The sequence below is a fragment of the Sorangium sp. So ce119 genome (genome assembly GCF_051524405.1).
Taxonomy (GTDB): Bacteria; Myxococcota_A; Polyangia; order Polyangiales; family Polyangiaceae; genus Sorangium; species Sorangium cellulosum_G.
In genome coordinates, this window is record NZ_CP150310.1 from 7856649 (window position 1) to 7879686 (window position 23038).

Annotated in this window: 19 protein-coding genes; 5 read left to right on the forward strand and 14 right to left on the reverse strand. The window is 73.7% G+C overall.

All coding sequences use genetic code 11. From position 1 onward, the window contains the following. Positions 1–44 precede the first annotated feature (44 nt). The 11 genes from hypE to WME76_RS29595 are packed head-to-tail and all read right to left on the reverse strand — an operon-like array spanning position 45 to position 10527. Positions 45–1073, reverse strand: coding sequence for a hydrogenase expression/formation protein HypE (hypE, locus tag WME76_RS29545; RefSeq protein WP_437955603.1), 1029 nt, complete (start codon positions 1071–1073; stop codon positions 45–47). Beyond that, positions 1070–2287: a hydrogenase formation protein HypD gene (gene hypD, locus WME76_RS29550; protein ID WP_437955604.1), complete on the reverse strand. Its 1218-nt coding sequence runs from the start codon at positions 2285–2287 to the stop codon at positions 1070–1072. Before hypD ends, hypE begins: the two co-directional genes overlap by 4 nt. Then, a complete protein-coding gene (locus tag WME76_RS29555; protein ID WP_061614726.1) occupies positions 2284–2529 on the reverse strand; it encodes a HypC/HybG/HupF family hydrogenase formation chaperone in 246 nt (81 codons plus the stop codon). Before WME76_RS29555 ends, hypD begins: the two co-directional genes overlap by 4 nt. Before the next feature lie 2 nt (positions 2530–2531). After that, complete coding sequence (hypF, locus tag WME76_RS29560) at positions 2532–4901, reverse strand: carbamoyltransferase HypF (RefSeq protein ID WP_437955605.1); 2370 nt, start codon at positions 4899–4901, stop codon at positions 2532–2534. A 2-nt stretch (positions 4902–4903) separates the two neighbouring features. Next, positions 4904–5245: a hydrogenase maturation nickel metallochaperone HypA gene (locus WME76_RS29565; RefSeq protein WP_437955606.1), complete on the reverse strand. Its 342-nt coding sequence runs from the start codon at positions 5243–5245 to the stop codon at positions 4904–4906. Between the two features lie 4 nt (positions 5246–5249). Then, entirely contained in the window at positions 5250–5750 is a 501-nt protein-coding gene (locus WME76_RS29570; protein ID WP_437955607.1) for a hydrogenase maturation protease, read from the reverse strand. Further along, positions 5747–7162: a Ni/Fe hydrogenase subunit alpha gene (locus WME76_RS29575; protein WP_437955608.1), complete on the reverse strand. Its 1416-nt coding sequence runs from the start codon at positions 7160–7162 to the stop codon at positions 5747–5749. The genes WME76_RS29570 and WME76_RS29575 overlap by 4 nt, the downstream gene beginning before the upstream one ends. Continuing rightward, complete coding sequence (locus tag WME76_RS29580) at positions 7152–7928, reverse strand: oxidoreductase (protein WP_437955609.1); 777 nt, start codon at positions 7926–7928, stop codon at positions 7152–7154. The genes WME76_RS29575 and WME76_RS29580 overlap by 11 nt, the downstream gene beginning before the upstream one ends. Positions 7929–7933: 5 nt before the next feature. Next, entirely contained in the window at positions 7934–8806 is an 873-nt protein-coding gene (locus tag WME76_RS29585; protein WP_437955610.1) for an FAD/NAD(P)-binding protein, read from the reverse strand. After that, on the reverse strand, positions 8803–9279 hold the full coding sequence (locus WME76_RS29590; RefSeq protein WP_437955611.1) for a cyclic nucleotide-binding domain-containing protein: 477 nt from the start codon (positions 9277–9279) through the stop codon (positions 8803–8805). Before WME76_RS29590 ends, WME76_RS29585 begins: the two co-directional genes overlap by 4 nt. 6 nt (positions 9280–9285) lie before the next feature. Beyond that, positions 9286–10527 carry a 4Fe-4S dicluster domain-containing protein gene (locus WME76_RS29595; protein ID WP_437955612.1) on the reverse strand — a complete coding sequence of 414 codons (1242 nt, stop codon included), beginning with the start codon at positions 10525–10527 and terminating at the stop codon, positions 9286–9288. Between the two features lie 206 nt (positions 10528–10733). On the opposite strand from WME76_RS29595, the gene WME76_RS29600 reads away from it, so the two are divergent. The 3 genes from WME76_RS29600 (at position 10734) to ppsA (ending at position 15514) form a co-directional block, all read left to right on the forward strand. Next, on the forward strand, positions 10734–11090 hold the full coding sequence (locus tag WME76_RS29600; protein WP_437955613.1) for a FeoA family protein: 357 nt from the start codon (positions 10734–10736) through the stop codon (positions 11088–11090). Beyond that, positions 11087–13039 carry a ferrous iron transporter B gene (gene feoB / locus WME76_RS29605; RefSeq protein ID WP_437955614.1) on the forward strand — a complete coding sequence of 651 codons (1953 nt, stop codon included), beginning with the start codon at positions 11087–11089 and terminating at the stop codon, positions 13037–13039. Before WME76_RS29600 ends, feoB begins: the two co-directional genes overlap by 4 nt. Before the next feature lie 144 nt (positions 13040–13183). Continuing rightward, positions 13184–15514 carry a phosphoenolpyruvate synthase gene (gene ppsA, locus WME76_RS29610; protein WP_437955615.1) on the forward strand — a complete coding sequence of 777 codons (2331 nt, stop codon included), beginning with the start codon at positions 13184–13186 and terminating at the stop codon, positions 15512–15514. Positions 15515–15556: 42 nt separating this feature from the next. Here the strand turns inward: ppsA and WME76_RS29615 are convergent, their stop codons facing one another. Continuing rightward, positions 15557–16177: a pyruvoyl-dependent arginine decarboxylase gene (locus WME76_RS29615; RefSeq protein ID WP_437955616.1), complete on the reverse strand. Its 621-nt coding sequence runs from the start codon at positions 16175–16177 to the stop codon at positions 15557–15559. A 657-nt stretch (positions 16178–16834) separates the two neighbouring features. Further along, complete coding sequence (locus WME76_RS29620) at positions 16835–19558, reverse strand: cation-translocating P-type ATPase (protein WP_437955617.1); 2724 nt, start codon at positions 19556–19558, stop codon at positions 16835–16837. A 242-nt stretch (positions 19559–19800) separates the two neighbouring features. Between WME76_RS29620 and WME76_RS29625 the strand changes: the two genes are divergently transcribed. Together WME76_RS29625 and WME76_RS29630 are read left to right on the forward strand one after the other, a co-directional pair. After that, positions 19801–21408 carry a PAS domain S-box protein gene (locus WME76_RS29625; protein WP_437955618.1) on the forward strand — a complete coding sequence of 536 codons (1608 nt, stop codon included), beginning with the start codon at positions 19801–19803 and terminating at the stop codon, positions 21406–21408. Positions 21409–21865: 457 nt separating this feature from the next. Beyond that, on the forward strand, positions 21866–22312 hold the full coding sequence (locus tag WME76_RS29630; protein ID WP_437955619.1) for a DUF2147 domain-containing protein: 447 nt from the start codon (positions 21866–21868) through the stop codon (positions 22310–22312). Positions 22313–22358: 46 nt separating this feature from the next. Here the strand turns inward: WME76_RS29630 and WME76_RS29635 are convergent, their stop codons facing one another. Then, entirely contained in the window at positions 22359–22982 is a 624-nt protein-coding gene (locus WME76_RS29635) for a hypothetical protein (RefSeq protein ID WP_437955620.1), read from the reverse strand. Between the last annotated feature and the right edge of the window lie 56 nt (positions 22983–23038).

The following is a 23038-nucleotide window of genomic DNA, read 5'->3' on the forward strand; positions in this document are numbered from 1 at the left end:
ACACCGAGGCGCGGAACCAGAAGCCGAGCGAGCGAGTCGCGCTCTCAGCAGATGCGCGGGAGTTGCTCGCCCGAGAGCAGATCGAGCGTGCGCCGGGTCCCGAGCCGGGTCCTCAGGACGACGCTCCCCCGCCCCTCCCCCACGATCCGACCGATGCGCGCGGCCCCGCGGCCGAGCGGGTGGTCGCGCAGGCTCGCCAGGGCGCGCTCGGCCTCGGCTTCCGGCAGGAACGCGACGAGCCGGCCCTCGCACGCCACGTAGAGCGGGTCGAGCCCGAGCAGCTCGCACGCCCCTAGCACCGCAGATTCCACCGGGATCTGCGCCTCCTCCACCTCGACGTGGACGCCCGCGTCGAGCGCGATCTCGTTGAGCACGGCCGCGAGCCCGCCGCGGGTCGGATCCCGCAGGCAGTGGACGTCGACCCCCGACTCGAGCAGCGCCGCCGTGAGCTCGGCGACAGGCGCGCAGTCGCTCTCCACGGGCTCCTCGAACGCCAGCGCCTCACGCACGGACAGCACCGCGATCCCGTGCCGCCCCACGTCGCCGCTGACGAGGACGACATCCCCCGACCGGACCCGGCGCGGCGCGATGACGACGCCCTCGGGCACCAGGCCGATACCGGCGGTGTTGATGAACAGCCCATCTCCCTTGCCCCGGTCGACCACCTTGGTGTCGCCCGTCACGAGCTCGACCCCGCACACCTCCGCAGCGGCGCGCATCGAGAGCGCGATCTGCTGGAGCTCGCCGATGGGCAACCCCTCCTCCACGATGAAGCCGGCGCTCAGGTAAGCGGGCCGGGCGCCCGTCATCGCCAGGTCGTTCACCGTGCCGTAGACGGACAGCGTGCCGATATCGCCTCCGGGAAAGAAGCGCGGATGCACGACGTAGCTGTCGGTGGTGAACGCGAGCGACGCGCCGCCGAGCCGCACCACGGCGCCGTCGTGACGGGCCAACAGAGGACCGCTGTCGAACACGGGCAGAAAGACGCGCTCGATGAGCTCGCGCATGAGCCGCCCGCCACCCCCATGAGCGAGCTGGATCGTCCTTTCTCGCGGCGGCACGGGGCAGCTCATCTCGAACCGCACGGCGGGTCCGCCCTCCGGTAACGGTAGTAGGCCGCGCACGCGCCCTCCGCGGAGACCATCGTGGCGCCCAGCGGGGTCTCCGGCGTGCAGCGTGTGCCGAACGCGGGGCAGTCCGGCGGCTTGATGATCCCCTGGAGCACGAGGCCGCTCTTGCAGGGGGTCGCCGCTCGGGGCTCCGGGTCGCCTGACGGCGCCCTGCGCCCCGAACCCCGGTCCAACATTCGGGGCTCCGGGTCGCCTGACGGCGCCCTGCGCCCCGAACCCCGGTCCAACATTCGGGGCTCCGCCTCGCCTGACGGCGCCCACCGCCGCTCCGCGTCGTGGTCCGCGTACGGCGCCCGGAGCCCGAGGCCGCTCCGGGCGATGGGGCCGATGCCCCGCCAGGTCCGGTGCACGACCTCGAAGACCTCCCGGATCATGCGCTGCGCGGCCTCGTTGCCGGCCTCGCGCACCGAGCGGGCGTACTGGTTCTCCACCTCGGCGCGGCCCTCCTCGAGCTGCCGGACGCACAGGAGAATGCCCTGGAGGATGTCGATCGGCTCGAAGCCCGTCACCACGATGGGGACGCGGTGCCCGGCGGCGAGCGGGCGGTAGGCGTCGACGCCCATCACCGTGCAGACGTGGCCCGCCGCGAGGAACCCGTCGACGCGCCGATCCGGCGCCCGGAGGATCACCTCCATCGCGGGCGGCACGAGCACGTGCGACACGAGGAGCGAGAAGTTCCGGACGCCGCGCCGCCGGGCCTCGAACACCGCCATCGCGTTCGCGGGCGCCGTGGTCTCGAAGCCGACCGCGAAGAAGACGACCTCGCGGTCCGGCAGGCGCTCGGCGAGCGCGAGCGCGTCGAGCGGCGAGTAGACGACGCGCACGTCGCCGCCCCTCGACTTCACCGCGAACAGGTCGTCGCTCGACCCTGGGACGCGCAGCATGTCGCCGAACGAGCAGAACGTGACCTCGCGACGCGAGGCGATCTCGAGCGCGCGATCGATGAGCTCGATCGGCGTGACGCACACCGGGCAGCCGGGGCCGTGCAGGAGCGCGATCTCCGGAGGCAAGAGCTCGTCCAGGCCGAAGCGGACGATGGCGTGCGTCTGACCGCCGCAGACCTCCATGATCGACCAGGGGCGAGAGACCGCCCGCCGGATCGCCTCCACGTACGGCCCGACGCGCCGCGCGTCACGGTACTCGTCGATGAACTTCATCGCGGATCCTCCCCCTCGCGGGCCGCGCCGAGCTCATCGAGGTAGGTGAGCGTCCGCCGCGCCGACGCCTCGTCGATGCGGCTGATGGCGAAGCCCGCGTGCACGATCACGTAATCGCCGGCCTCCGCCTCCGGCACGTAGGCAAGGCAGATCTCCTTGACGATGCCGCCGAAGGCGACGCGGCCGAGCCGGAGGTCGCCACCTGCAACGCCGAGGACCTTGCCAGGGACGCCGAGGCACATGGTCATCCCTCCAGCGCGCCCGCGCCGCGCCGCGCGGCCACGAAGACCTGGCCGAGCGACAGGCCGCCGTCGCCCGGCGGGTAGAGCCGCGGCGTGTAGACCTCGACGCCGCGCGCGGCGAGGCGCGCGCGGATCGACGCGGCGAGGAGCGCGTTCTGGAAGCACCCACCCGAGAGCACGACGCGCCCGAGGCCGCTCGCGGCGGCGAGCGCCTCGGCGACGTCCACGAGCGCCGCGTGGAAGCGGGCCGCCATGACGCCGGGCGGCGCGCCGTCGCGCCGGTCGCCCAGCACCGCGTCGATCAGCGGGCCGGCGTCGATCACCGCCGGCTCCCCCGGCGCGCCGGCGCGCACCGGCAGCGGATAGCCCGCCTGCGCGCCGGCCGCCTCGGCCAGCGACTCCAGCTCCATCGCGGCCTGCCCCTCGAAGCTCGCCGTGCCGCGCAGGCCCGCGAGCGCCGCCACCGCGTCGAACAGGCGCCCCACGCTGGTCGTGCGCGGCGAGCCCGTCCCGCGCGCGAGCATGCAGAGCAGCGGGCCGAGCTCGGCCTCGCGGAACCAGGCGCGCGCGGGGTCCCGGGCGCCCTCGCCGCGGAGCTCCCAGAGCAGCCCGAGCGCGGCGCGGCGCGGCTCCCTCATGGCGCGCTCCCCGCCCGGCAGCGGGAACGGGCGGAGGTGCGCCGCGCGGCGGAAAGACGCCCCGTCCACGACCAGCGCCTCGCCGCCCCAGAGGGCGCCGTCGAGCCCGTAGCCGGCGCCGTCCCACGCGAGGCCGAGGACCGGTCCGTCGAGGCCGTGCTCGGCCATGCAGGCGGCGAGGTGCGCGTGGTGGTGCTGCACGCGGACGAGCGGCGCGCAGAAGGCCGCCGCGAGCCGCTCGGCGATGCGGGTCCCCGCGTAGTCGGGGTGGAGGTCGCAGGCGACGCGCTCCGGCCGCACCCGGAACAGGCGCGCGAGGTCGAGGGCCGTGCGCTCGATGAGCGCGGCGCCCTCGGCGGTGTGCGCGTCGCCGAGGTGCTGGCTGACGACCACCTGGCCGTCGAAGAAGAGCGCCGTCGTGCTCTTCAGGTGGCCGCCGAGGGCGAGGATCGGCGGGGCGTCGACCCGCAGCGGGAGCGGCAGCGGGGTGAACCCACGAGCGCGGCGGAGGAGCTCGACGCCGGCCGGACCGACGCGCGCCACGGAGTCGTCGATGGGGCGAGCGATCGGCCGGTCGTGCACGAGGAACAGGTCGGCGACGCCGCCCAGGCGCCCGAGCGCGTCCGAGGTGTCGGTGCAGATCGGCTCGTCCGAGAGGTTGCCGCTCGTGCAGACCACCGGGCGCCCGACGCGCTGGAGCACCAGCCGGTGGAGCGGCGTGTAGGGAAGCAGCGCACCCAGGCGCGCCATGCCCGGCGCGACCGCCTCGGCGATGGCGACCCGCGCGGCGGCAGGCGCGAGCCGCCGCAGCAGCACGATCGGCGCCTCGGGGCCGCGCAGCGCGTCCGCCTCCGCGGGAGACACGTGGCAGGCGCCGCGCACGGCGTCGAGCGAGCCGAACATCACCGCGAACGGCTTGGCGTCGCGGCGCTTCCGCCGGCGCAGCAGCGCGACGGCGTCCGGCGACGTCGCGTCGACCAGCAGGTGGAACCCGCCGAGCCCCTTCACGGCGACCACCCTCCCCGCCAGCACGGCGGCCGCGGCCTCGCGGAGCGCGTCGTCAGGCGACCCGGCGCCCCGGACGTCGGGCTGTGGTCCGGGGTGCAGGGCGCCGTCGGGCGACCCGGAGCCCCGGAGGCTCGGCTCCATCGGATCTCCGGCTGCGGCCACGAGCTCGACGCGCGGGCCGCACGCAGGGCAGGCGATCGGCTCCGCGTGGAAGCGCCGGTCCGCGGGGTCCTCGTACTCCGCGGCGCACGCAGGGCACATCGCGAAGCGCTCCATCGTGGTCCTGGCCCGGTCGTACGGGAGCCCCGAGAGGATCGTGTAGCGGGGTCCGCACTGCGCGCAGCTCGTGAAGGGGTAGCGGCGGCGGCGGCCGGTCTCGCTGTCCACCTCGCGGGCGCACGCCTCACAGACGGCGAGATCCGCGGCCACCGACGGACGCGCCCCGCTCGCCGCCTCGCTGCCGAGGATCTGGAACGGACCGGCTTCCTCCTCGGCGCGCTGCTCGATCTCGATGCGCTCGACGCGCGCGGGCGCGCTGGGCTCGTCGATCAGGCCCGAGACGAAGACATGAAGGCTCCGCTCCGGCCCCTGCACCTCGATCTCGACCCCGCCGGGGCGGTTTCGCACCCAGCCGCCCAGGCCGAGCGCGGACGCGCGCCGGTACACGAGGGGCCGGAAGCCCACCCCCTGCACGATGCCCTGCACGCGGAGCGCGAGGCGCGGCATGGCTACTCGACCTCCAGGGCGTCCAGGCCGAGCCCCAGGCGCCCGAGGAGCGTCGCCTGGTCGCCGCCGCAGCGCGGGCAGAGCAGCACGTGATGGTCGGGCGCGTACGTGCCGCCGCAGGCGAGGCAGCGCGCCTCGACGTGGAGGAGCCGCAGCTCGAGGCGCGCCCCCTCGGCCGGCGTGCCGCGCGCGTGCGCCGCGAAGTGGAGCGAGAGGCTCTCCGGCGAGAGCGCCTCGGCCTCGGCCACCCAGCCGCGCACCGAGAGCACCCGCGCTGCTCCCTCGGCCGCGGCGCGGTCCAGCGCGGCGGACAGGAGCTGCCTTGCGATGGACGACTCGTGCATGGGCTCACCCTCCGAGGAACGAGAGGACGCGGGCGACAGCCAAGGGGACCGCCGCGGCCACCTCGGTCGACAGGCCGTTGGCGAACGCTCGGGGCTCCGGGTCGCCTGGCGGCGCCCTGCGCCCAAAACCCCGCTGATGTGGCCTGCCGATGCTCACGCCGACGATGCGGATGTCGGGCGAGAGGCGGTCCGGCGCCGCGATGCGCGCGAGCTCGATGGCCTGGCCGACGCCGAGGCCGTGCGTCGAGACCGGGACAGGGGCGCCGGCGGCGAGATCCGAGGGCGAGAGGTCGAGCACCTCCCCGGGCGGCGACGCGAGCACGGCGTCGACGATCACGACCTTCGCCGGCGTCTGGAGGAGCGAGACGAGCGCGCTCGCGTCCCTCGCCTCGACGAGCTCCGCGTCGCCCGGTGGGCCCCGGCGGCGCAGCGCCTCGAGCACGGCGAGCCCGGCGGCGTCGTCGCCGGCGGCCCGTTGCCCGAGACCGATGATCCGCGCGGTCATCGCGGCGCCTCCTCGACGCGCAGGGTGAGGAAGTGCGTCGCGCAGGAGATGCAGGGGTCGTGGTTGCGCACGGCCTGCTCGGCGCGCGCGGTGGCCTCGCGGCGCGGCAGCGACGCGAGCGACGGCGACAGCGCGCAGAGGTCCTCCTCGATCGAGAGCTGGTTCTGCGACGTGGGCGGGACGATCTTCGCGTCCAGGATCGTCCCCTCGGCGTCGAGCGCGTAGCGGTGGTACAGGAAGCCGCGCGGCGCCTCGGAGCCGCCGTGGCCCGTACCGGCGCGCAGCGCCGGGGGCGCGACGAACGGCGCCGGCGGGGGCGCGTACGCCTCGATGATCCGGATCGACGCCTCGAACGCCTGCAGGATCTCCACGAGGCGCACGAGCAGGCTCCGGAACGGGTTGCGGCACGGGACGGCGAGGCCGGCGGCGCGCGCCGCGTCCTGGACCTCGGGGAGCAGGCGATCGAAGCTCAGGTTGAAGCGCGCGAGCGGGCCGCACAGGTAGCTGCCGCTGCGTTCCGACGTTCGGGGCTCCGGGTCGCCTGACGGCGCCCTCCGCCCCGACCCGCGTTCCGACGTTCGGGGCTCCGGGTCGCCTGACGGCGCCCTCCGCCCCGACCCCCGGATCCTCGACCTCAGCGCGGTCGACCAGGGGACCTGCTCCTCGACGAAATGCGCGTCGTACGCGCGCACCTCGATGTCGAGCCCGCCCGAGGAGACGAGGCGCCCCTCGGCGATCGCGTACGTGTCCTCGCTGCGGAGCGCGACGAACTCGTAGGGCCGCTCGAGCTCCGGGCACGGCAGCGTCGCCATCCAGGAGAGGCACGCGCGCGCGTGCTCGCGCCCGGCGCGCAGCTCGGGGAGCAGGCGCTCGAGCTCCGCGCGGGACGGCGCGCTGTAGAAGCCGCCGACGCGGGCGCTCACGGGGTGGATCTCCCGGCCCCCGAGGAGCGCGACGATGGCGTTGCCCGCCTTCTTGATGGCGAGGCCCTTCGCGACCCAGTCGCGGTGGTCGCGCGCCATCGCGACCGCGTCCGGGTAGCCGAGGAAGTCGGGCGCGTGCAGCAGGAAGACGTGCAGGGCGTGGCTCTCGATCCACTCGCCGCAGTAGAAGAGGCGCCGGAGCGCGCGGAGCTCCGGGCCGAGCTCGATGCCGAGCGCGTCCTCCATCGCGCGGCAGGCGCTCGTGATGTACGCGACCGGGCAGATGCCGCAGATGCGGGACGTGATGTCGGGCGCCTCCGCGTACCCCCGCCCGCGGAGGAACGCCTCGAAGAACCGCGGCGGCTCGAAGATCGACAGGCGCGCCTCCTTCGCCCGCCCGTCCTCGATCACGAGCGTCAGCGACCCCTCGCCCTCGACGCGGGCGAGGTAGTCGACCGCGATCGTGCGCGTCCTCTCGCTAGCGCTCATGCCGCTCGCTCTCCGCGCGGAACGCCGGGGCGTTCGCGTTGAAGGTGCGGTGGAGCCGCACGAGCTCGCGCTCCGGCACGCCCGCCGCCCGGAACGCGCGCGAGAGCGACTCCATGTTCGGCGCCTCCATCGGCCCGAAGCAGCCGTAACAGCCGCGCTGGTAGGTCGGGCAGAGCGCGCCGCAGCCCGCGTGCGTCACCGGGCCGAGGCAAGGCGTCCCGGTCACCATCACGCACACGTTGCCGCGCATCTTGCACTCGACGCAGACGCTGTGGCTCGCGACGTTCGGACGGCGCCCGTGGACGAAGGCGCTGATCACCTCCAGGAGCTGGCGCTTGTTCACCGGGCAGCCGCGCAGCTCGAAGTCGACGGGGACATGGTCGGCGATCGCCGTGGACGTGGCGAGCGTCTCGATGTACGCGGGCGAGGCGTACACGACCGACAGAAACTCCTTTACATCCGCGAAGTTGCGCAGCGCCTGGATGCCACCGGCCGTGGCGCAGGCGCCGATGGTGACGAGCGCCTTCGACAGGCGCCGGACCTCGCGGATGCGCTCGGCGTCCGCGGGCGTGGTGATCGACCCCTCGACCAGCGACAGGTCGAACGGCCCTGTGCGCTCGAGGCTGGTGGCCTCCTTGAAGTAGGCGATGTCGATCGCGGCGGCGAGCGACAGGAGCTCGTCCTCGAGGTCGAGGACGCTGAGCTGGCAGCCGTCGCACGAGGCGAACTTCCACACGGCGAGCTTCGGCTTCGCGGGGCGTGCCATGGCGCTCACAGCTCCCGGACCGCGAGCAGCGGTCCCACGCGGTCGTAGCGGAGCACCGGGCCGTCCTTGCAGACGAAGCTCGGCCCGAGCTGGCAGCGGCCGCAGATCCCCACCGCGCACTTCATGTTCCGCTCCAGCGAGGCGTGGACGCGCTCGCCGGGGACGCCGCGGCGCTCGAGCTCGCGCGCGGTGAAGCGCATCATCACCTCGGGCCCGCAGACGAACGCGACCGCGCGGCCCGGGTCGAAGTCGGCGAGGCGCAGGAGCGCCGGCACGACCCCGACGTGCCCGCGCCACCCGGGCCCTGCGCGGTCCACGGTCACGAGCACCTGCAGGTCGGCGCGGCGGCCCCAGCGCTCGAGGTCCCTGCGGTAGAGCAGGTCCTCGGGCCCGCGGGCGCCGTAGAGCAGCGCGACGCGGCCGTAGGCGGCGCGGTGCCGGAGGATGTGGCAGAGCGCCGGACGCAGCGGCGCCATCCCGAGCCCGCCGGCGAGGAGCAGCACGTCGGCGCCCTGCGCCTCGCCGACGGGCCAGGGGCTCCCGAACGGGCCGCGCAGCCCGAGCGCCATGCCCGCGCGGAGGCGGCCGAGCGCGCGCGTGACCGAGCCCGCCTCGCGGATCGTGTGCAGGAGCCGATCGGGCCGCGCGGGATCGCCGCTGATCGAGATCGCGACCTCGCCGACCCCGAAGGCGTAGAGCATGTTGAACTGGCCGGGCGCGAACGCGAGGCCGCCCGGGCGGCCCGGCACCTCGATCGTCGCCGTGAAGGTCGTCGCCGTCTCGCGGTGGACGCGCTGCACGCGCGCCGGCTCCGGCGCCCAGGGGTTCGGGGCGGAGGGCGCCAGGGGCAGCGGGGCCTCCCGCGGCACGAACGTCATGGCTCGGCCCCGTCGAGGCTGAAGACGTCGAGCCGCTGCAGCCGCACGCGCTCCAGGCGCGCGTAGAGCTGCCGCAGGAGGCGCAGGGACACGGCGTACCCGAGCGCGGGATCGGCGTCCGAGCACGCGCGCACGTGCCCCGCGTCGAGCCCGATCGCGCGGACCTGTGTGACCGCCCTCGCGTCGAGCACCCATCGCCGCGGCGGGAAGAGCCAGTGAAGGCCCAGGATGTCCCCGCCCGACAGGCTCTCGACCTGCACCGGCTCGCGGCCGGGGCGGTGGATCTCGAGCGCCACCCGCCCCTGCGTGAGCAGGAACAGCGTGTCCGCCTCGCCTCCCTCCCGGAGGAGGAACGCCCCCTCCGGGAAGCTCCGCGCAGACGCGCCCTCGGCCAGGCGCGCGAGGTGCGCGGCCGGGAGCGCCTCGAGGAACGGGTGGGCTCCGAGGACGGGGAGGATCTCCTGCGCGCTCACCGTCGCCTACCCCTTGCCGGCGGCGACAGCGCCGTCTCCAGCGCGGATGGCCGCCGCCTCCTGGGTGATGTCGATCCCGACGGGGCACCACGTGATGCACCGGCCGCAGCCGACGCAGCCGGACGTGCCGAACTGATCGATCCACGAGGCCAGCTTGTGCGTGAGCCACTGCCGGTAGCGGGCCCGGCGCGAGGCGCGGACGCTGCCGCCGTGCAGGTACGAGTGGTCGAGGGAGAAGCAAGAATCCCAGCGCCGGAAGCGCTCGGCTGTCTCGGAGGGACCCGCGAACGCGGAGTCCCGACCCACGTCGACGGAGGGACCCGCGAACGCGGCGTCCCGACCCACGTCGACGGAGGGACCCGCGAACGCGGAGACGTCCTCGACCGTGCTGCAGAAGCACGTCGGGCACGCGAGCGTGCAGTTGGTGCATGCGAGGCAGCGCTCGGCCACATCGTCCCAGCGGGGGTGATCGAGGTTCCGATAGAAGAGCTCCTTGATGCCGTCCGTCTCGAGCTCCCTGCCCATCCGGGTCGCCGTGCGGCGCGAGACCTCGAAGGCCGCGCGGACGTCGTCCTCGCCCGCGCGGGGCGCGCCCACGCGAGCGAGCAAGGAGGCGCCGGCGTCGCTGCCCACCTCGACGAGGAAGCGGTGGCCACCGTCGAGGAGCTCGGTCAGCGCGAGGTCGAAGCCTCGCTCGGCGCGCGGCCCCGTCCGCATCGACACGCAGAAGCACGTCCCGCCCGCCTGCCCGCACTGCACCGCGATGACGAAGAGGCTCCTGCGGCGCGCCACGTAGTCGGGGTCTGGCGTCGCGCCGTCGACGAAGACGCGGTCCTGCACGTCGACCGCGGCCAGATCACACGCCCGCGCGCCGAGGACCGCGAGGCGCGGAGGGGCCTCGGCCTCGTCGGTCCGGGAGATGGAGCCGCCGCGCCGCCTGAGCTGCACCAGGCGGAGCCGGGGCACGAACAGGAGGTGCTTGAGCGACCGCGGCCCGACCGCGTAGCCGAACAGGGCCTCGTCCGCGCGCCTGGCGAGCCGGTAGCGGCCCGCCTCCTGCTGCTCGGTCCAGCCGGCCGGGAGCTCCTCCACGCCCTGGATCTCGTCGTACACGATGGCCCCGCCGCGGAGGGTCGGACCGATGAGCCGGTACCCCTCCTCGCGCAGGCCCTGGAGGAGCGCCGGGATCCCCTGCCGGCCGAGCACCGCGCGATCGCCAGGTTGGAAGCTGGTCCCTGCGCCACTCATGCGGAGCCGGTGAGCACGGTCCGTGCCGCCGGCTCCGAGCCGCACACGAACACCGCGCATGCGCCAGGCCGCCTGGGCCCCGGCGCCCGCCCACCTTTGCGAGGGGCTCTGCCTGCCGTAGCGTGCCCGGCGCCGCACAGGGCTGCCGGCCAGGAGCTGGCGCGACCGATGAAAATGATTTACACTTTCAATATCAACAGCGAACCATGATTCCCGGCGCTTCCTCCTCTCTCCCCCTCGACCCAGGCCCCTCCACGCTGAGCTCGACGGGCGAGCCCGCATGCCCCCGCGGGGCGCGCGACGCTGCAGCGGCGGGGCCGCTCGCGGAGGTGCGCACCGGGGAGCGGGTGGCCGTGGTCGAGGTCGGCCTCGACGCCGAGCTCGCCGGATGGCTCGGGGCGATGGGGCTCGGCCCCGGCCAGACGCTGACGTTGATCCGTCGCGCCGCGTTCGGCGGCCCCCTCCATGTGCGCACCGGCTCCGGGGGCGAGCTCGCGATCAACGCGGCGCTCGCGCGTTCCATCCGGGTCGCGCCCCTGCTCCCGCCCAGGCGGATGCCGTGACCGCCGCCGCCCCCGAGGTGCGCGCGCCCCGCCTTCCGGCGGCGGCCGAGCGGCCGCTGGTCGCGCTCCTCGGGCGGCCGAACTCGGGCAAGTCGTCGCTGTTCAACCGGCTGACCGGCGGCAGCGCCCACGTCGGCAACTTCCCCGGCATCACGGTCGACATCCTCACCGCCGACGTCCGCCTCGCCGGCGGGACGGCCGTGACGATCGCGGATCTACCCGGGCTCTACTCGATCGAGTCCGTCGTCGATCCCGCGACGGATGAGGGCGTCGCGCGCCGCTTCCTCGACCGCACCGGCGAGGCCGAGCGGCCGCGCCTCGTCGTCCAGGTGCTCGACGCGACGCAGCTCGCGCTCGGCCTGCGGCTCACGCGCGAGCTCGTGCGGCGCGGGCTCGCGCCGCTCGTCGTCGCCACCCAGCGCGACGTGCTCGAGGGCGAGGGGCGCGGGCTCGACCTCGGCGCGCTGGAGCGCGCCATCGGCCTGCCCGTGCTGCTCGTGAGCGCGAGGGACCCGGCCGCGCGCGGCGAGGTGCTCGACGCGGTCGCCGCGCGGCTCGACGCGATCGCCGCGGGCGCCGCGCGGGCCCCGGGCGACGCGGCGTGGGATCCGGACGAGGTCGCGCGCGCCGCGTACGTCGAGCCGCCGCGCCGCGACGCCGCCGCGGAGCGACGGAGGACCTTCACCGCGCGCGCGGACGCCGTGCTGCTCCACCCGGCGGCCGGCCCGGTCCTGTTCCTCGGGCTCATGGCGCTGCTCTTCGCCGCCGTCTTCCTCGTCGCCACCCCGGCCACCGAGGTGCTCGACGCGGCGATCGGTCAGCTCGGGGGCGTCGTGTCCCGCGCCCTCGGCGGCGGGCTCGCCGCCTCGTTCGTCGTCGACGGCCTGCTCGGCGGCGCGGGGACGGTACTCGCCTTCATGCCGCAGATCGTGGTCCTCACGGTCGCCATGGAGCTGCTCGAGGCGAGCGGTTACCTCGCGCGCGGCGCCTTCCTCGTCGACCGATGGCTCCAGCTCATGGGGCTCAGCGGCCGCGCGTTCCTGCCGCTCCTGATGGGGCACGCGTGCGCGGTGCCGGCCGTGCAGGCCACGCGCATCCTCCGCGATCCGCGCGAGCGGCTCACGGCGATCCTCGTCCTGCCGCTCATGGCCTGCTCCGCGCGGATCCCGACCTACGGGCTCCTCCTGACGACCTTCTTCGCCGCCCACGGCCCGTGGGTGCAGGCGCTGCTCTTCGTCGCGCTCTACGTCGCCGGCATCTTCTCCGGGCTCGTCGCCTCGCTCGTGCTCCGTCGCACGGCGACCCGCGGGCGCTCGCTCCCCATGGTGCTCGAGATGCCGGCGTACCGCAGCCCCGAGCCGCGCCTGGTCGCCCGCCAGGCGGCCCGGGCGGCGTGGCGGTTCACGCGCGAGGTCGGGACCGTGATCCTCGCCGTCTCGGCCGTGCTGTGGGTGCTCCTGAAGGTCCCCATGCCGGGCGCCGCGGCGCCGGCGCCGCCGGCCGCGGCGGCCGAGCTCACGTCCACCCCGCTCGCGTCGAGCATCGCCGGCGGCGTGGGGCGCGCGCTCGAGCCTTTGACCGCGCCGCTCGGCTTCGACTGGCGCATCAACGTCGGCCTCATCGGCTCGTTCGGCGCGCGCGAGGTCATGGTCGGCACGATGGGCGTCATCTTCGGCATCGAGGGCGCCGACGACGAGCCCGCGCCGCTCGCCGAGCGGATCCGCGAGGCGAGGCGCCCGGACGGGACGCACGCCTACTCGACGCGCACGGGGCTCGCGCTGCTCGCGTTCTTCGTCCTGGCCTGCCAGTGCATGAGCACCGTGGCGGCGATCCGCCGCGAGACGAAGACGTGGCGCTGGCCGGCGTTCGTCCTCGCCTACAGCTACGCGGCGGCGTACGTCGCGGCGCTCGTCGTCTATCAAGGGAGCGGGCTGCTCGGGATCCCGTGAGCCAGCCCGGGAGGGCGGCGCCGGGTCCGCAGTTTGCTCCATCGCCGGATGGGCCGAGAGCCGACGCACGCGCGGGCGCTCGAGCGTGCCGCGGGCGCGGCAGCGCGCCGAGCGGCTTCATCTCGCCCTCGACGAGGAGACACGGTGACCGAGCACGTCCTCTGGTTCGATTCGCTGTCCCGCAACGACGTCGCGTCCGCCGGAGGAAAAGGCGGCAACCTCGGAGAGCTCACGCGCGCCGGGCTACCCGTGCCTCCGGGCTTCGTCATCACCGCCGACGCGTACCTCGCGGCGATGGAGGCCGCGGGGGTGCGAGAGCAGCTCGTCGAGCTCTTCGCCGACGCCGATCCGAACGACCCGGCCGGGCTGCGCGCGACCTGCTCCGCGATCCAGCGCCTCGTCCGGGCGGCGCCGCTCCCGGCCGCGCTCCAGGCGGAGATCACCGGCGCCTACCGGAAGCTGGGGCCCGACGCGATCGTGGCCGTCCGGTCGTCCGCAACCTCGGAGGACTCGGCCTCGACCTCGTTCGCCGGCATGCACGAGACGTACACCGACGTGACCGGCGAGCAGGCGCTGCTCGACCGCGTGCGCGACTGCTGGGCCTCCGCCTTCGGCGAGCGCGTGGTCAGCTACCGGAAATCCCAGCGCCTCACCGAGGAGCCCGCCCTGGCGGTCGTCGTGCAGCGCATGGTCGGCTCCGAGCGCTCCGGCGTCATCTTCACCGCGGATCCCGCGACGAAGGACACGTCACGCATGGTCGTCGAGGCGGCGTTCGGCCTCGGCGAGGTCGTGGTCGGCGGGCAGGTCGAGCCGGACACGTACACGGTCGCGAAGCGCGGGCCGCGGCTCCTGGAGGCCCGCGTCGGCCACAAGGCGTTCAAGCTGGTGCGCGCGCCGGACGGCGGCGGAGAGCAGCGCGTGGACCTGCCGGAGGACGAGGGCGCGCGGCGCGTGCTCGAGGACGACGAGGTGCTCGATCTCGCGCGCCTCGCGCTGCGGGTCGAGGAGCACTACGGCGCGCCCCAGGACATCGAGTGGGCCGTCGAGGACGGGGCGACGTACCTGGTGCAGACCCGCCCGATCACCACGCTGGGCGCGCCGCACCCCGCCCCCGGGGAGGTGCTTGTCTCGGGCCTCGGCGCGTCCCCGGGCACGGCGTCCGGCGTGGTGCGCGTGCTCCGCTCGCCGGAGGAGGGGCAGCGGCTCAGGGCCGGCGAGGTCCTCGTGGCGCCCATGACGTCACCCGACTGGGTGCCCGCCATCCGCCGCGCGGCGGGCCTCGTGACGGACAGCGGCGGGATGACCTGCCACGCCGCGATCGTCAGCCGCGAGCTCCGCATCCCCTGCGTCGTGGGCACGCGCTCCGCCACGCGGACCCTGCGGGACGGCGAGCTCGTCACCGTCGACGGCGCGCACGGCAAGGTCCTCGAAGGGCAACGGGCCGCCGCGGAGGCGCCCGGCGCCGCTCCGGACGGGGCGCCCGCGGCCGCGGGGGTCGCGCCCGCGGCGAGGGCCGAGGCGCGGGTCGAGCGCGCGCCGGGCGCCGCCTTCGCGCCCGCGGCTTCGCCGGCCGTCCTCGGCACGCGGCTCTACGTGAACCTGGCGATCGCCGAGCGCGCCGAGGAGGTGGCCGCGCTGCCCGTGGACGGCGTGGGGCTGCTCCGGGCCGAGTTCATGCTGCTCGACGCGCTCGGCGGCGTGCACCCGAAGGCCTTGGTCGCGTCCGGCGGCCGCGACGAGTTCCTCCAGAAGATGTCGGCCTCGCTGCTGCGCATCACCCGCGCGTTCCAGCCGCGTCCGGTCATCTACCGGACGTACGATTTCCGCACCAACGAGTTCCGCGGGCTCAAGGGGGGTGAGCAGCACGAGCCCGCCGAGGACAACCCGATGATCGGGTATCGCGGCTGCTACCGGTATGTCCGCGATCCGGAGCTGTTCGCGCTCGAGCTCGAGGTGCTCGCCCGCGTCCGCGAGGAGACGCCGAACCTGCATGTGATGATCCCGTTCGTCCGCACGCGCTGGGAGCTCGCGGCCTGCCTGGACCTCATGGACAGGAGCCCGCTCGGCCGCCAGCGCGGGCTGCACCGGTGGGTGATGGCCGAGGTGCCGTCCGTCGCGTTCTGGATCCCGGAGTACGCGCGCATGGGCATCGACGGCGTCTCGATCGGCTCGAACGATCTGACCCAGCTCACGCTGGGGGTCGACCGCGACTCCGCGGTGTGCGCCGAGCTGTTCGACGAGTCCGACGGGGCGGTGCTCGACGCCATCGGGCGGATCATCCAGGCGTGCAGGGCGGCCGGGATCACCTCGTCGCTCTGCGGCCAGGCGCCGTCGAACCGCCCCGAGTTCGCCGAGCACCTCGTTCGGCTCGGCATCACGTCCATCTCGGTGAACCCGGACGCCGAGCCGGCGGCGCGCCAGGTCATCGCGGCGGCCGAGCGGCGGCTCTTGCTCGAGGCGGCGCGGCGGCCCTGAGGGCGGCGACGGGCCGTGCTCGCTGGCAGTGAGCCCTGCTCGCTAACCACCCCCGCGACACCGCGCATTCTCCGCGGCGCCCAGCGCCTCGCGCTGCGGCTCGGTCAGCTCCGGGAACGAACAGGTGAGCCAGCACAGCGCGGCGATGGCGGTGCCGTGCAGGTTCTGTATCACGCGCGAGGCGATCGCCGGTTCGTCGTACTCGAGGTCGACCTGCGCGGCGTCATGGCGGCGCAGCACTATCCCCTCCAGCTCGTGACGCAAGGTGCGCGCGGCCGTGGCGGCGTCGCCGTGCCCCTCGTACTCGGCGGCGAACCCGCCGAGACAGGCGCCGGTCCGCCGATCGCGGACGCGGACGCGGCCCAGCCCCGCCGTGACCGTCTCGCCGGTCCTCCCGTTCATGGAGGCCAGGATCACCTCCATCACCGCGCCGTGCCGGAAGTGGGGCTTTGCGACCTCGAGGGGGATCTCGTACGCCTCCGGCGGGATCACCGAGCTGCAGACGACGATGTTGAAGTTCTCGATTCCCGCCATCGCCAGGGCCAGATCGAACGACCCTGTGTGCCATGGATCGAGCCCACCGCCGTGGTCGGTGTCGCCGTATCCCGAGGTGACGAAGTAGGCCAGCGGCACGCGGGTGAGGTAAATCGGCTCTTGTTGCATCGGGGCTCGCCTCCGGGACATCCAGGGTTCCGCGCCGCACGTCTCGGCGTTCTTGCGCGAGCGCCGTGATGCCCCCGCGGGCCCGCGCCCCGGCAGCATGAGATGCCGGCGCTGCCCCCGCGTCTCCGACGCCTGCGAGGACCACGGCGACGGACCCGCGCTGTCCGGGCGGTCCGGCGCGACGCTGGAGCGCTGGGTGGGCCGCGCGGGCGCGGACAAGATGGCGCGAGTCCCCTCATCGCAGGAGCGCCTCATGACCGCAGCGGAATCTGCATTTGGCGCGGAGCTATCCCCCTTCGCCGGGGTAACGTCGTTCATGCGCCGTCCGGTCACGCGCGACCTCGCCGGCGTGGACGCCATTTTCAGCGGAGAAATTGAACAGGGAGGCGGGGAGACGGGGAGTATTTTGAAGACTTTTCTCCCCGCCTCCCCGCCTCCCTGTGAATTTTCCGAAGAATTTGAGGGGATTCCTCAGGGCTGCCACCCCTCTTCCGCCCCGCATGGGCTCCCCCGGCGACCGCGATGCTCTTCCCCAGGATCTCGGGCTTCGAGGCGGACGTCCTGCGGACGTCCTGCTCACCAACAAGGCGATGATGCGGGTGCTCGAGGAGAGCGGCCTGCGCCTCTGCCTCGATCTCCGGGCAGGCGTTTACCACGTCACCGCCCACTTCGAGGCGGTCGCCGCCGGCGCGCCGGCGGCCCGCCCGAGCAGCTCTGTACCGCGCCAGGCCTGACTCGCGCGGTCCGCGCGGCGCGCCACAGCGCATCGGCGAGCACCATCACCGCGGCGCCCCCGGGCAGCCACAGGAGCCACGCCGCTCCCACCGGGGCCATCGCAAACATCCGGTTCAGCCCAGGCACATAGAGCAGCGCCATCACCAGCGCGACCTCGATCGCCAGCCCCGCGGCCACCCAGGGGTTCGACCAGAACGCGAGCCGCTTCCGTAAAGGCCCGTCGCGCTGCGCGAACAGGCACCCTATCTGACCCGAGACGATCCCGATGAACGTCATGGTGGCCGCCCCTCGCTCCAGCGCACGAAACGACTCGAGCGAATCGAACGGCCTCCAGCCGTGCGCCCAGTAAAACCCGAAGGTTGCGGCGACGCCGAGCAGCGCCTCGACGGCTCCGTAGAGGAGAAAGGTCCGCAGCGCGAGCTCCCGGGTGAGGATCGGCTTGCGGGGCGGCTCCGGAGGCACGTGCAGCGTCGCGGGCGACGCCGGCTCCACGCCGAGCGCCAGCGCGGGGAGCACGTCGGTCCCCAGGTCGATCGCGAGCACCTGCACGATCGCGAGCGGGAGGGGGATCGGGAAGAAGATATAGAGAAGGAACGGGACGAGCTCCGCGACGTTGCTCGTGAACACATAACTCACGAAGCGGCGGATATTCTGCTTGATCGCCCGCCCTTCCTCGATGGCCGCAACGATGGTGGCGAAGTTGTCGTCGGAAAGGATGATGTCCGCCGCCTGCTTGGCCACCTCCGTGCCGCGCAGCCCCATGGCCACGCCGACGTCGGCGTGGCGGAGCGCGGGGGCGTCGTTCACCCCATCGCCGGTCACCACGACCACCTCGCCGGCTCGCCGCAGCACCTGCACCACCCGCAGCTTCTGCTCCGGCGTCGTCCGCGCGAGGCTCGCGCCGGCCTGGAGCAGCGCCAGCAGCGCCCGGTCATCCATCGCGTCGATCTCCGGCCCTTCGACGAGGCGGTCCGCCGTATCCAGCCCGATCGCGGCAGCCACCGAGCGCGCGGTCGCGGGGTGATCGCCCGTCAGGATGACGACCCGCACCCCCGCGCGCCTGCAGGCGGCAATCGCCGCGGGGACCTCCGGCCGCGTCGGGTCGTGCAGGCAGACCAGGCCCAGGCACGTGAGCGGGCCGCCGGCCTCCCTCACGGCGAGCAGGAGGACGCGCTCGCCGCGCCCGGCCGCGCTCACCACCGCCTCGTCGAGCCCTGCAGGCGCCGGCGCGCCGGTCAGCGCCACCACCGCCTCGGGCGCCCCCTTCACGAGCTCCCGCGTGGCGCTGCCAGCCGCGCACGTCACCGCCATGTAGCGCCGGCGCGCGTCGAACGCTGTGTCGGCGACCCGCGGCCACCGGGCGCGCGCCTCGGCCAGGTCCACCCCGCCAGCCGCGGCCCAGCGCGCGAGGGCCACGTCCACCGGATCGCCCTCGTAGTCGCCGCCCCCCGGCGCCGGACGCGCGTTGTTGCACAGCGCGGCCGCGAGCCGCGCCGCCTGCTCCGCGTCCGGGGGCGCGCCGCGCGCGGGGGTGAAGCCGCGCACCGAGAGCGTGTTCTGCGTGAGGGTCCCCGTCTTGTCCGTGCAGATGGTCGTCACCGAACCGACCACCTCGACCGCGGACAGGCGCCGCACCGGGGCTCCGCGGGCCGCCATGCGCTGCGCGCCGATCGCGAGCGACACGCTGAGCGTCGGGAGCAGCCCCTCGGGGACGAGCGCCACGATCACGCCGATCGCGAACGTGAGCGCCCCCAGCGGGCCGACGCGGTGGAACGCCTGCGCGAGCACCAGCGTGGCCGCGCCGGCGATCACCGCGACGGCCGCGGTGACGCGCGAGAGCTGCGCGACCTGGCGCTCGAGCAGCGAGCCCTCGCGCCCGCCCTGCTCGAGGAGCAGGGCGATCTTGCCCGCGGCGCTCTCCGCGCCCGTCGCGAAGACGATCGCCTCGCCCGCGCCGGTCACCACGGACGCGCCGCTCGGGAGCAGGCTCGGGAGCGCGAGCTCCTCCACGCTTCGGCCCGCCGGGGTGACCGGCGCGGCGTCGCGATCGACGGGGGCCGTCTCGCCCGTGAGCATCGAGAGGTCGATCGAGAGGCTGTCTGCGCCGAGCAAGATGCAGTCGGCCGGGACGAGCTCCCCCGCCGCGAGCCGGACCACGTCGCCCGGGACGAGCTCGCGCGCGGGCACGCCCCGCTCGACGCCCGCCCGGACGACGCGGGCGCGCACGGCGATACGGCGCATCAGGCTGCTCACGACCTGCTCGGCGCGGTGCTCCTGGAGGAACGCGAACACGCCGTTGAGCACCACGACGGCGACGATGGCGAACCCGAGCTCCGGGGCGCCCGCGGCGAAGGCCAGCCCGGCGCCGAGCCAGAGCAGCAGCGCGAGCGTGTGCGTGAACTGCGCGAGCAGGGCCCGGAGCGGCCGCGATTTCCTGGGCGGCGCGGGCTCGTTGTCGCCGTGCGCGAGCCGCCGCCTCGCCGCTTCGGCCTCGGTCAGGCCGCTCGGCGTGGATCGCAATGCCTGGATTCGCCTCTCGACCGAGAGCGCGGCGAGCGCCACGGGACGGACGCGTGGCTGCGCGCCGGTGCCGAGGGGCTGCTTTGCTCGTCCGGCCGCGGCAACAGGAGGGGGCGAGCGACTCACATCCGCGGGCCTCGGCCAGCACGTAGCAAGCAGCAAGCCGGCCCGCTGCCCCCTGGCGGGATGGCCACGGCGCGCGCTGAACCTGCGCTGACGGGGCGAGGACCGACGAGGCGAGCTGCTCAAGGCGCTGCGCCAAGCATGAACAGCTCGGCGTCCTGGGAGGTAACCCCCATGGCGCTGCCGCGTTGACGCTTCAGGCGGCATGGCTCTCGTGCCACAATCGACCGTTCGAGGCGGGGGTCATGGCGTCGACAGATGAGATCGAGGCGTCCAGCAGTCGGGAAGACGAGGTCGCCTGCAAGGCTTCCCCCCGTCGATGCGCGCACCACGAGGCCCGCGCGACGCCGGGCGATCTCGATGAACGCGCCGCGCCCGAGGGGCGCGACATCGCCCAGCGCAGGCGGGACGGGCAGGCGCTCCGCGAGAGCGAGGAGCGCTTCCGGCTCACCTTCGAGAACGCGCCCATCGGCATGGCCATCGTCGGGCTCGACGGGCGGTTCATCCGCGTCAACCATGTCTTCTGCGAGATCGTGGGCTACGCGGTCGACGAGCTCTCGAGGCTCCGCTTCCAGGACATCACCCACGCCGACGACGTGGACGCCGACGTGGGGCTGGTCGAGCGGCTTCGCCGCGGCGAGATCCCGCGGTATCAGCTCGCCAAACGATACGTCCACAAGAACGGCGCGATCATCCCCGTCGTCCTGCACGCGTCCGTGGTGCGCGACGAGAAGGGCGAGCCCATTCACTACATCGCCCAGGTGGAGGACGTCACGGCGCGCAGGCGGGCCGAGGAGGAGCGGGAGCGCCTGCTCGCGCAGCTCGACACCGAGCGGAGGACGCTGCAAACGATCTTCGACAGCGCGCCCGTCCCGCTCCTGCTCATCGAGCGGAACGGCGCAGAGCGCGTGCTCGCGAACCCGCACGCGATCGAGCTCACCGGGGGCGCGGCGGATCGGAGCGAGTACGTCGGTCGGCTGCGCCGTCCGGACGGCACCCCCGTCCCGCTCGACGAGCTGCCCTCGAGCCGGGCGATGCGAGGCGAGACGATCCCCGGCGAGGAGATCGTGGTCGCCTGGGCGGACGGCTCGTGCCGGACCTTTCTCATGGCCGCCGCGCCGCTCCGCGACAGCGCGGGGGAGATCACCGGGGCCGTCGTCGCTGGCGAGGACATCAGCCCGCTGAAGGAGCTCGCGCGGATGCGCGAGGAGTGGACCAGCATCATCGCCCATGACCTGCGTCAGCCGATCACCAACATCGTCCTCAGGGCCTCCCAGCTCGCGAAGCAGCCGCAGTCCAGCGACAAGGCGCAGCACATCCTGGCGAGCGCGATGCAGCTCAACCGGATGATCAGCGATCTGCTCGACGTCTCCCGCCTCGAGTCGCACCGGCTGGATCTCAGGCCCGCGGAGGTCGATCTCCCGGCGCTCATCCGGGCGACGGTGGAGCGGACGGCGGACGCGACGAGGGGACACCGGGTCGACGTCGAGGTGCTGGACGGCGTCCCGCCGCTCCTGGCCGATCCCGGGCGCCTGGAGCAGGTGCTCACCAACCTGCTCTCCAATGCAGCGAAGTACGGCGCCCCCGAGACGCCCATCCGGATCGCGGTGGAGCGGCGGGGCGGCGAGGCGCTCGTCGCGGTCGAGAACGAGGGCCAGGGCATCGCGCCGGAGGAGCTGCCGAAGCTGTTCGGCCGCTACTACCGGACCCGCGAGGTGAAGGCAGCAGGCGCCGCCGGGCTGGGCCTCGGGCTCTACATCGTGCGAGGGCTCATCGAGGCCCATGGGGGACGGATCTGGGCCGAGAGCGCGCCCGGGAAGACGACGTTCCAGTTCGCGCTGCCGCTTCCGTAGGTGTCAGAAATCCGCCAGGAAAACCCGTCGATGGCGAGCGGCCGCCGGAAACAGCAGCAATCTTGATAGTTTCCGGCGCAGGACGGACGCGCGCGGCCGAGGCACGGGCCATGGACAGCTTGGCCACGGTCGGATCCAGCCCCCTGGAATCAACCGTTCGCTGGCCACCAAACGTCCCGGCGCCCCGCTGCACGGCGCCGTTGCGCTCCACCAGCCCGCTCGGTACCCTCGAGGGAAAAATGACGTCCACCGCGCCGCACGGCTGCTGCGAGAGGAGCCATGACCAGGGCCCCGCCTCCCGCCGCCGCTCCCCTCCGGCCCGATGAACAAACGGCGCGGCGCCCCGTCCCCCTCCAGGGCATGTTGCACATAACGGCGCACACCGACATGTGAATCAAGCACCACGCCAGGGCCGAACGCCGTGGCTTCCCGGACCGATGAAAGGAGTTCTGACAACATGAAGAGGTTCCTGGCTCTTTTTGCCGCCTTGGGTTGCTCCCTCGCCACGTCGCACGTGCTCGCGAATCCTCTCGCTGTGACCGGCCAGTGGCGGACGATCGATGAGCAGGGGGTCGAGCAGTCGGTGGTGGAGATTTACGAGAAGGGCGGGAAGATCTTCGGCAAGATCGTGAGCCTGAAGCAGCCGCTCGACGAGAAGGGGAAGCCGAAGCTCTGCACCGCCTGTGAGGGCGCCGACAAGAACAAGCCCCTTCTGGGGCTCGTCATCATCAAGAACATGGTCCGCGATGACGACGAGTACGACGACGGTACGATCCTGGATCCGAACAACGGCGAGACCTATAGCTGCAAGCTCGAGGCGATCGAGGGCGGGAAGAAGCTGAAGGTGCGCGGCTTCCTGGGCATCTCCCTCCTCGGCAGGACCCAGACCTGGCTGAAGAAGTAACATCTTCTCCTACACCGGTCGTGGTGCACCTTGGCTGAGAGTGGGGTCATCCGGTTTCGCGCTCGTCGTTGATGAAGCTCGGGGCGCTGGGATTCACCACCACCTGGTACTGACGTCCCGTGGACAGCACGCTCGGATCGATGCCCTCCTTGAACGGTACGCGCGTCTGCGTGAGCTGGTGGCCGGGCAAGCAACACGCGAGGGTGAAGGCCGCGTCCCAGCGCAGCCGATCGAGCACCCTGTCCACGTGCACGTGGGCGTGGACGAACGTCACGAACACCGGCATCGGGGGCAGGGCATTGAGCTGATCCGCGACGTCGTCGATGCTGGCCTTGTGCCACGCCAGGCGCCGAATGCCGAAGCGATCGCGCCACGCCTCCACCAAGGCCACGTTGAGCAGCGGATCGACGCTGATGTTGTCCGCCTCGCTCTTCAGCGAAAAGAGGGCCCCGGTCCTCGCGTGGGCCCCGTCCCCGACGTGAATGACGCGACATGGGCCGCCCTTGGTCAAGAGGGGCCGAAGATGACAGAGGGCAGAGTAGCTCTCGGTCATTTCCTTGGCGGGCCTGGTCGCTTTTGCGAACAGGGGCCACAGCGCTTCGAAGGAGTTCCTTCGCATCAGCCGGTCCAGGTAGTCGCCGTTCGGGGGCTGCGCGTCGGTGCTGGCCATGGAGGCTGCTTGTAGCAGAGCTGCCGCGATCCGCGCGGACCTCCCGTCGGAGGACC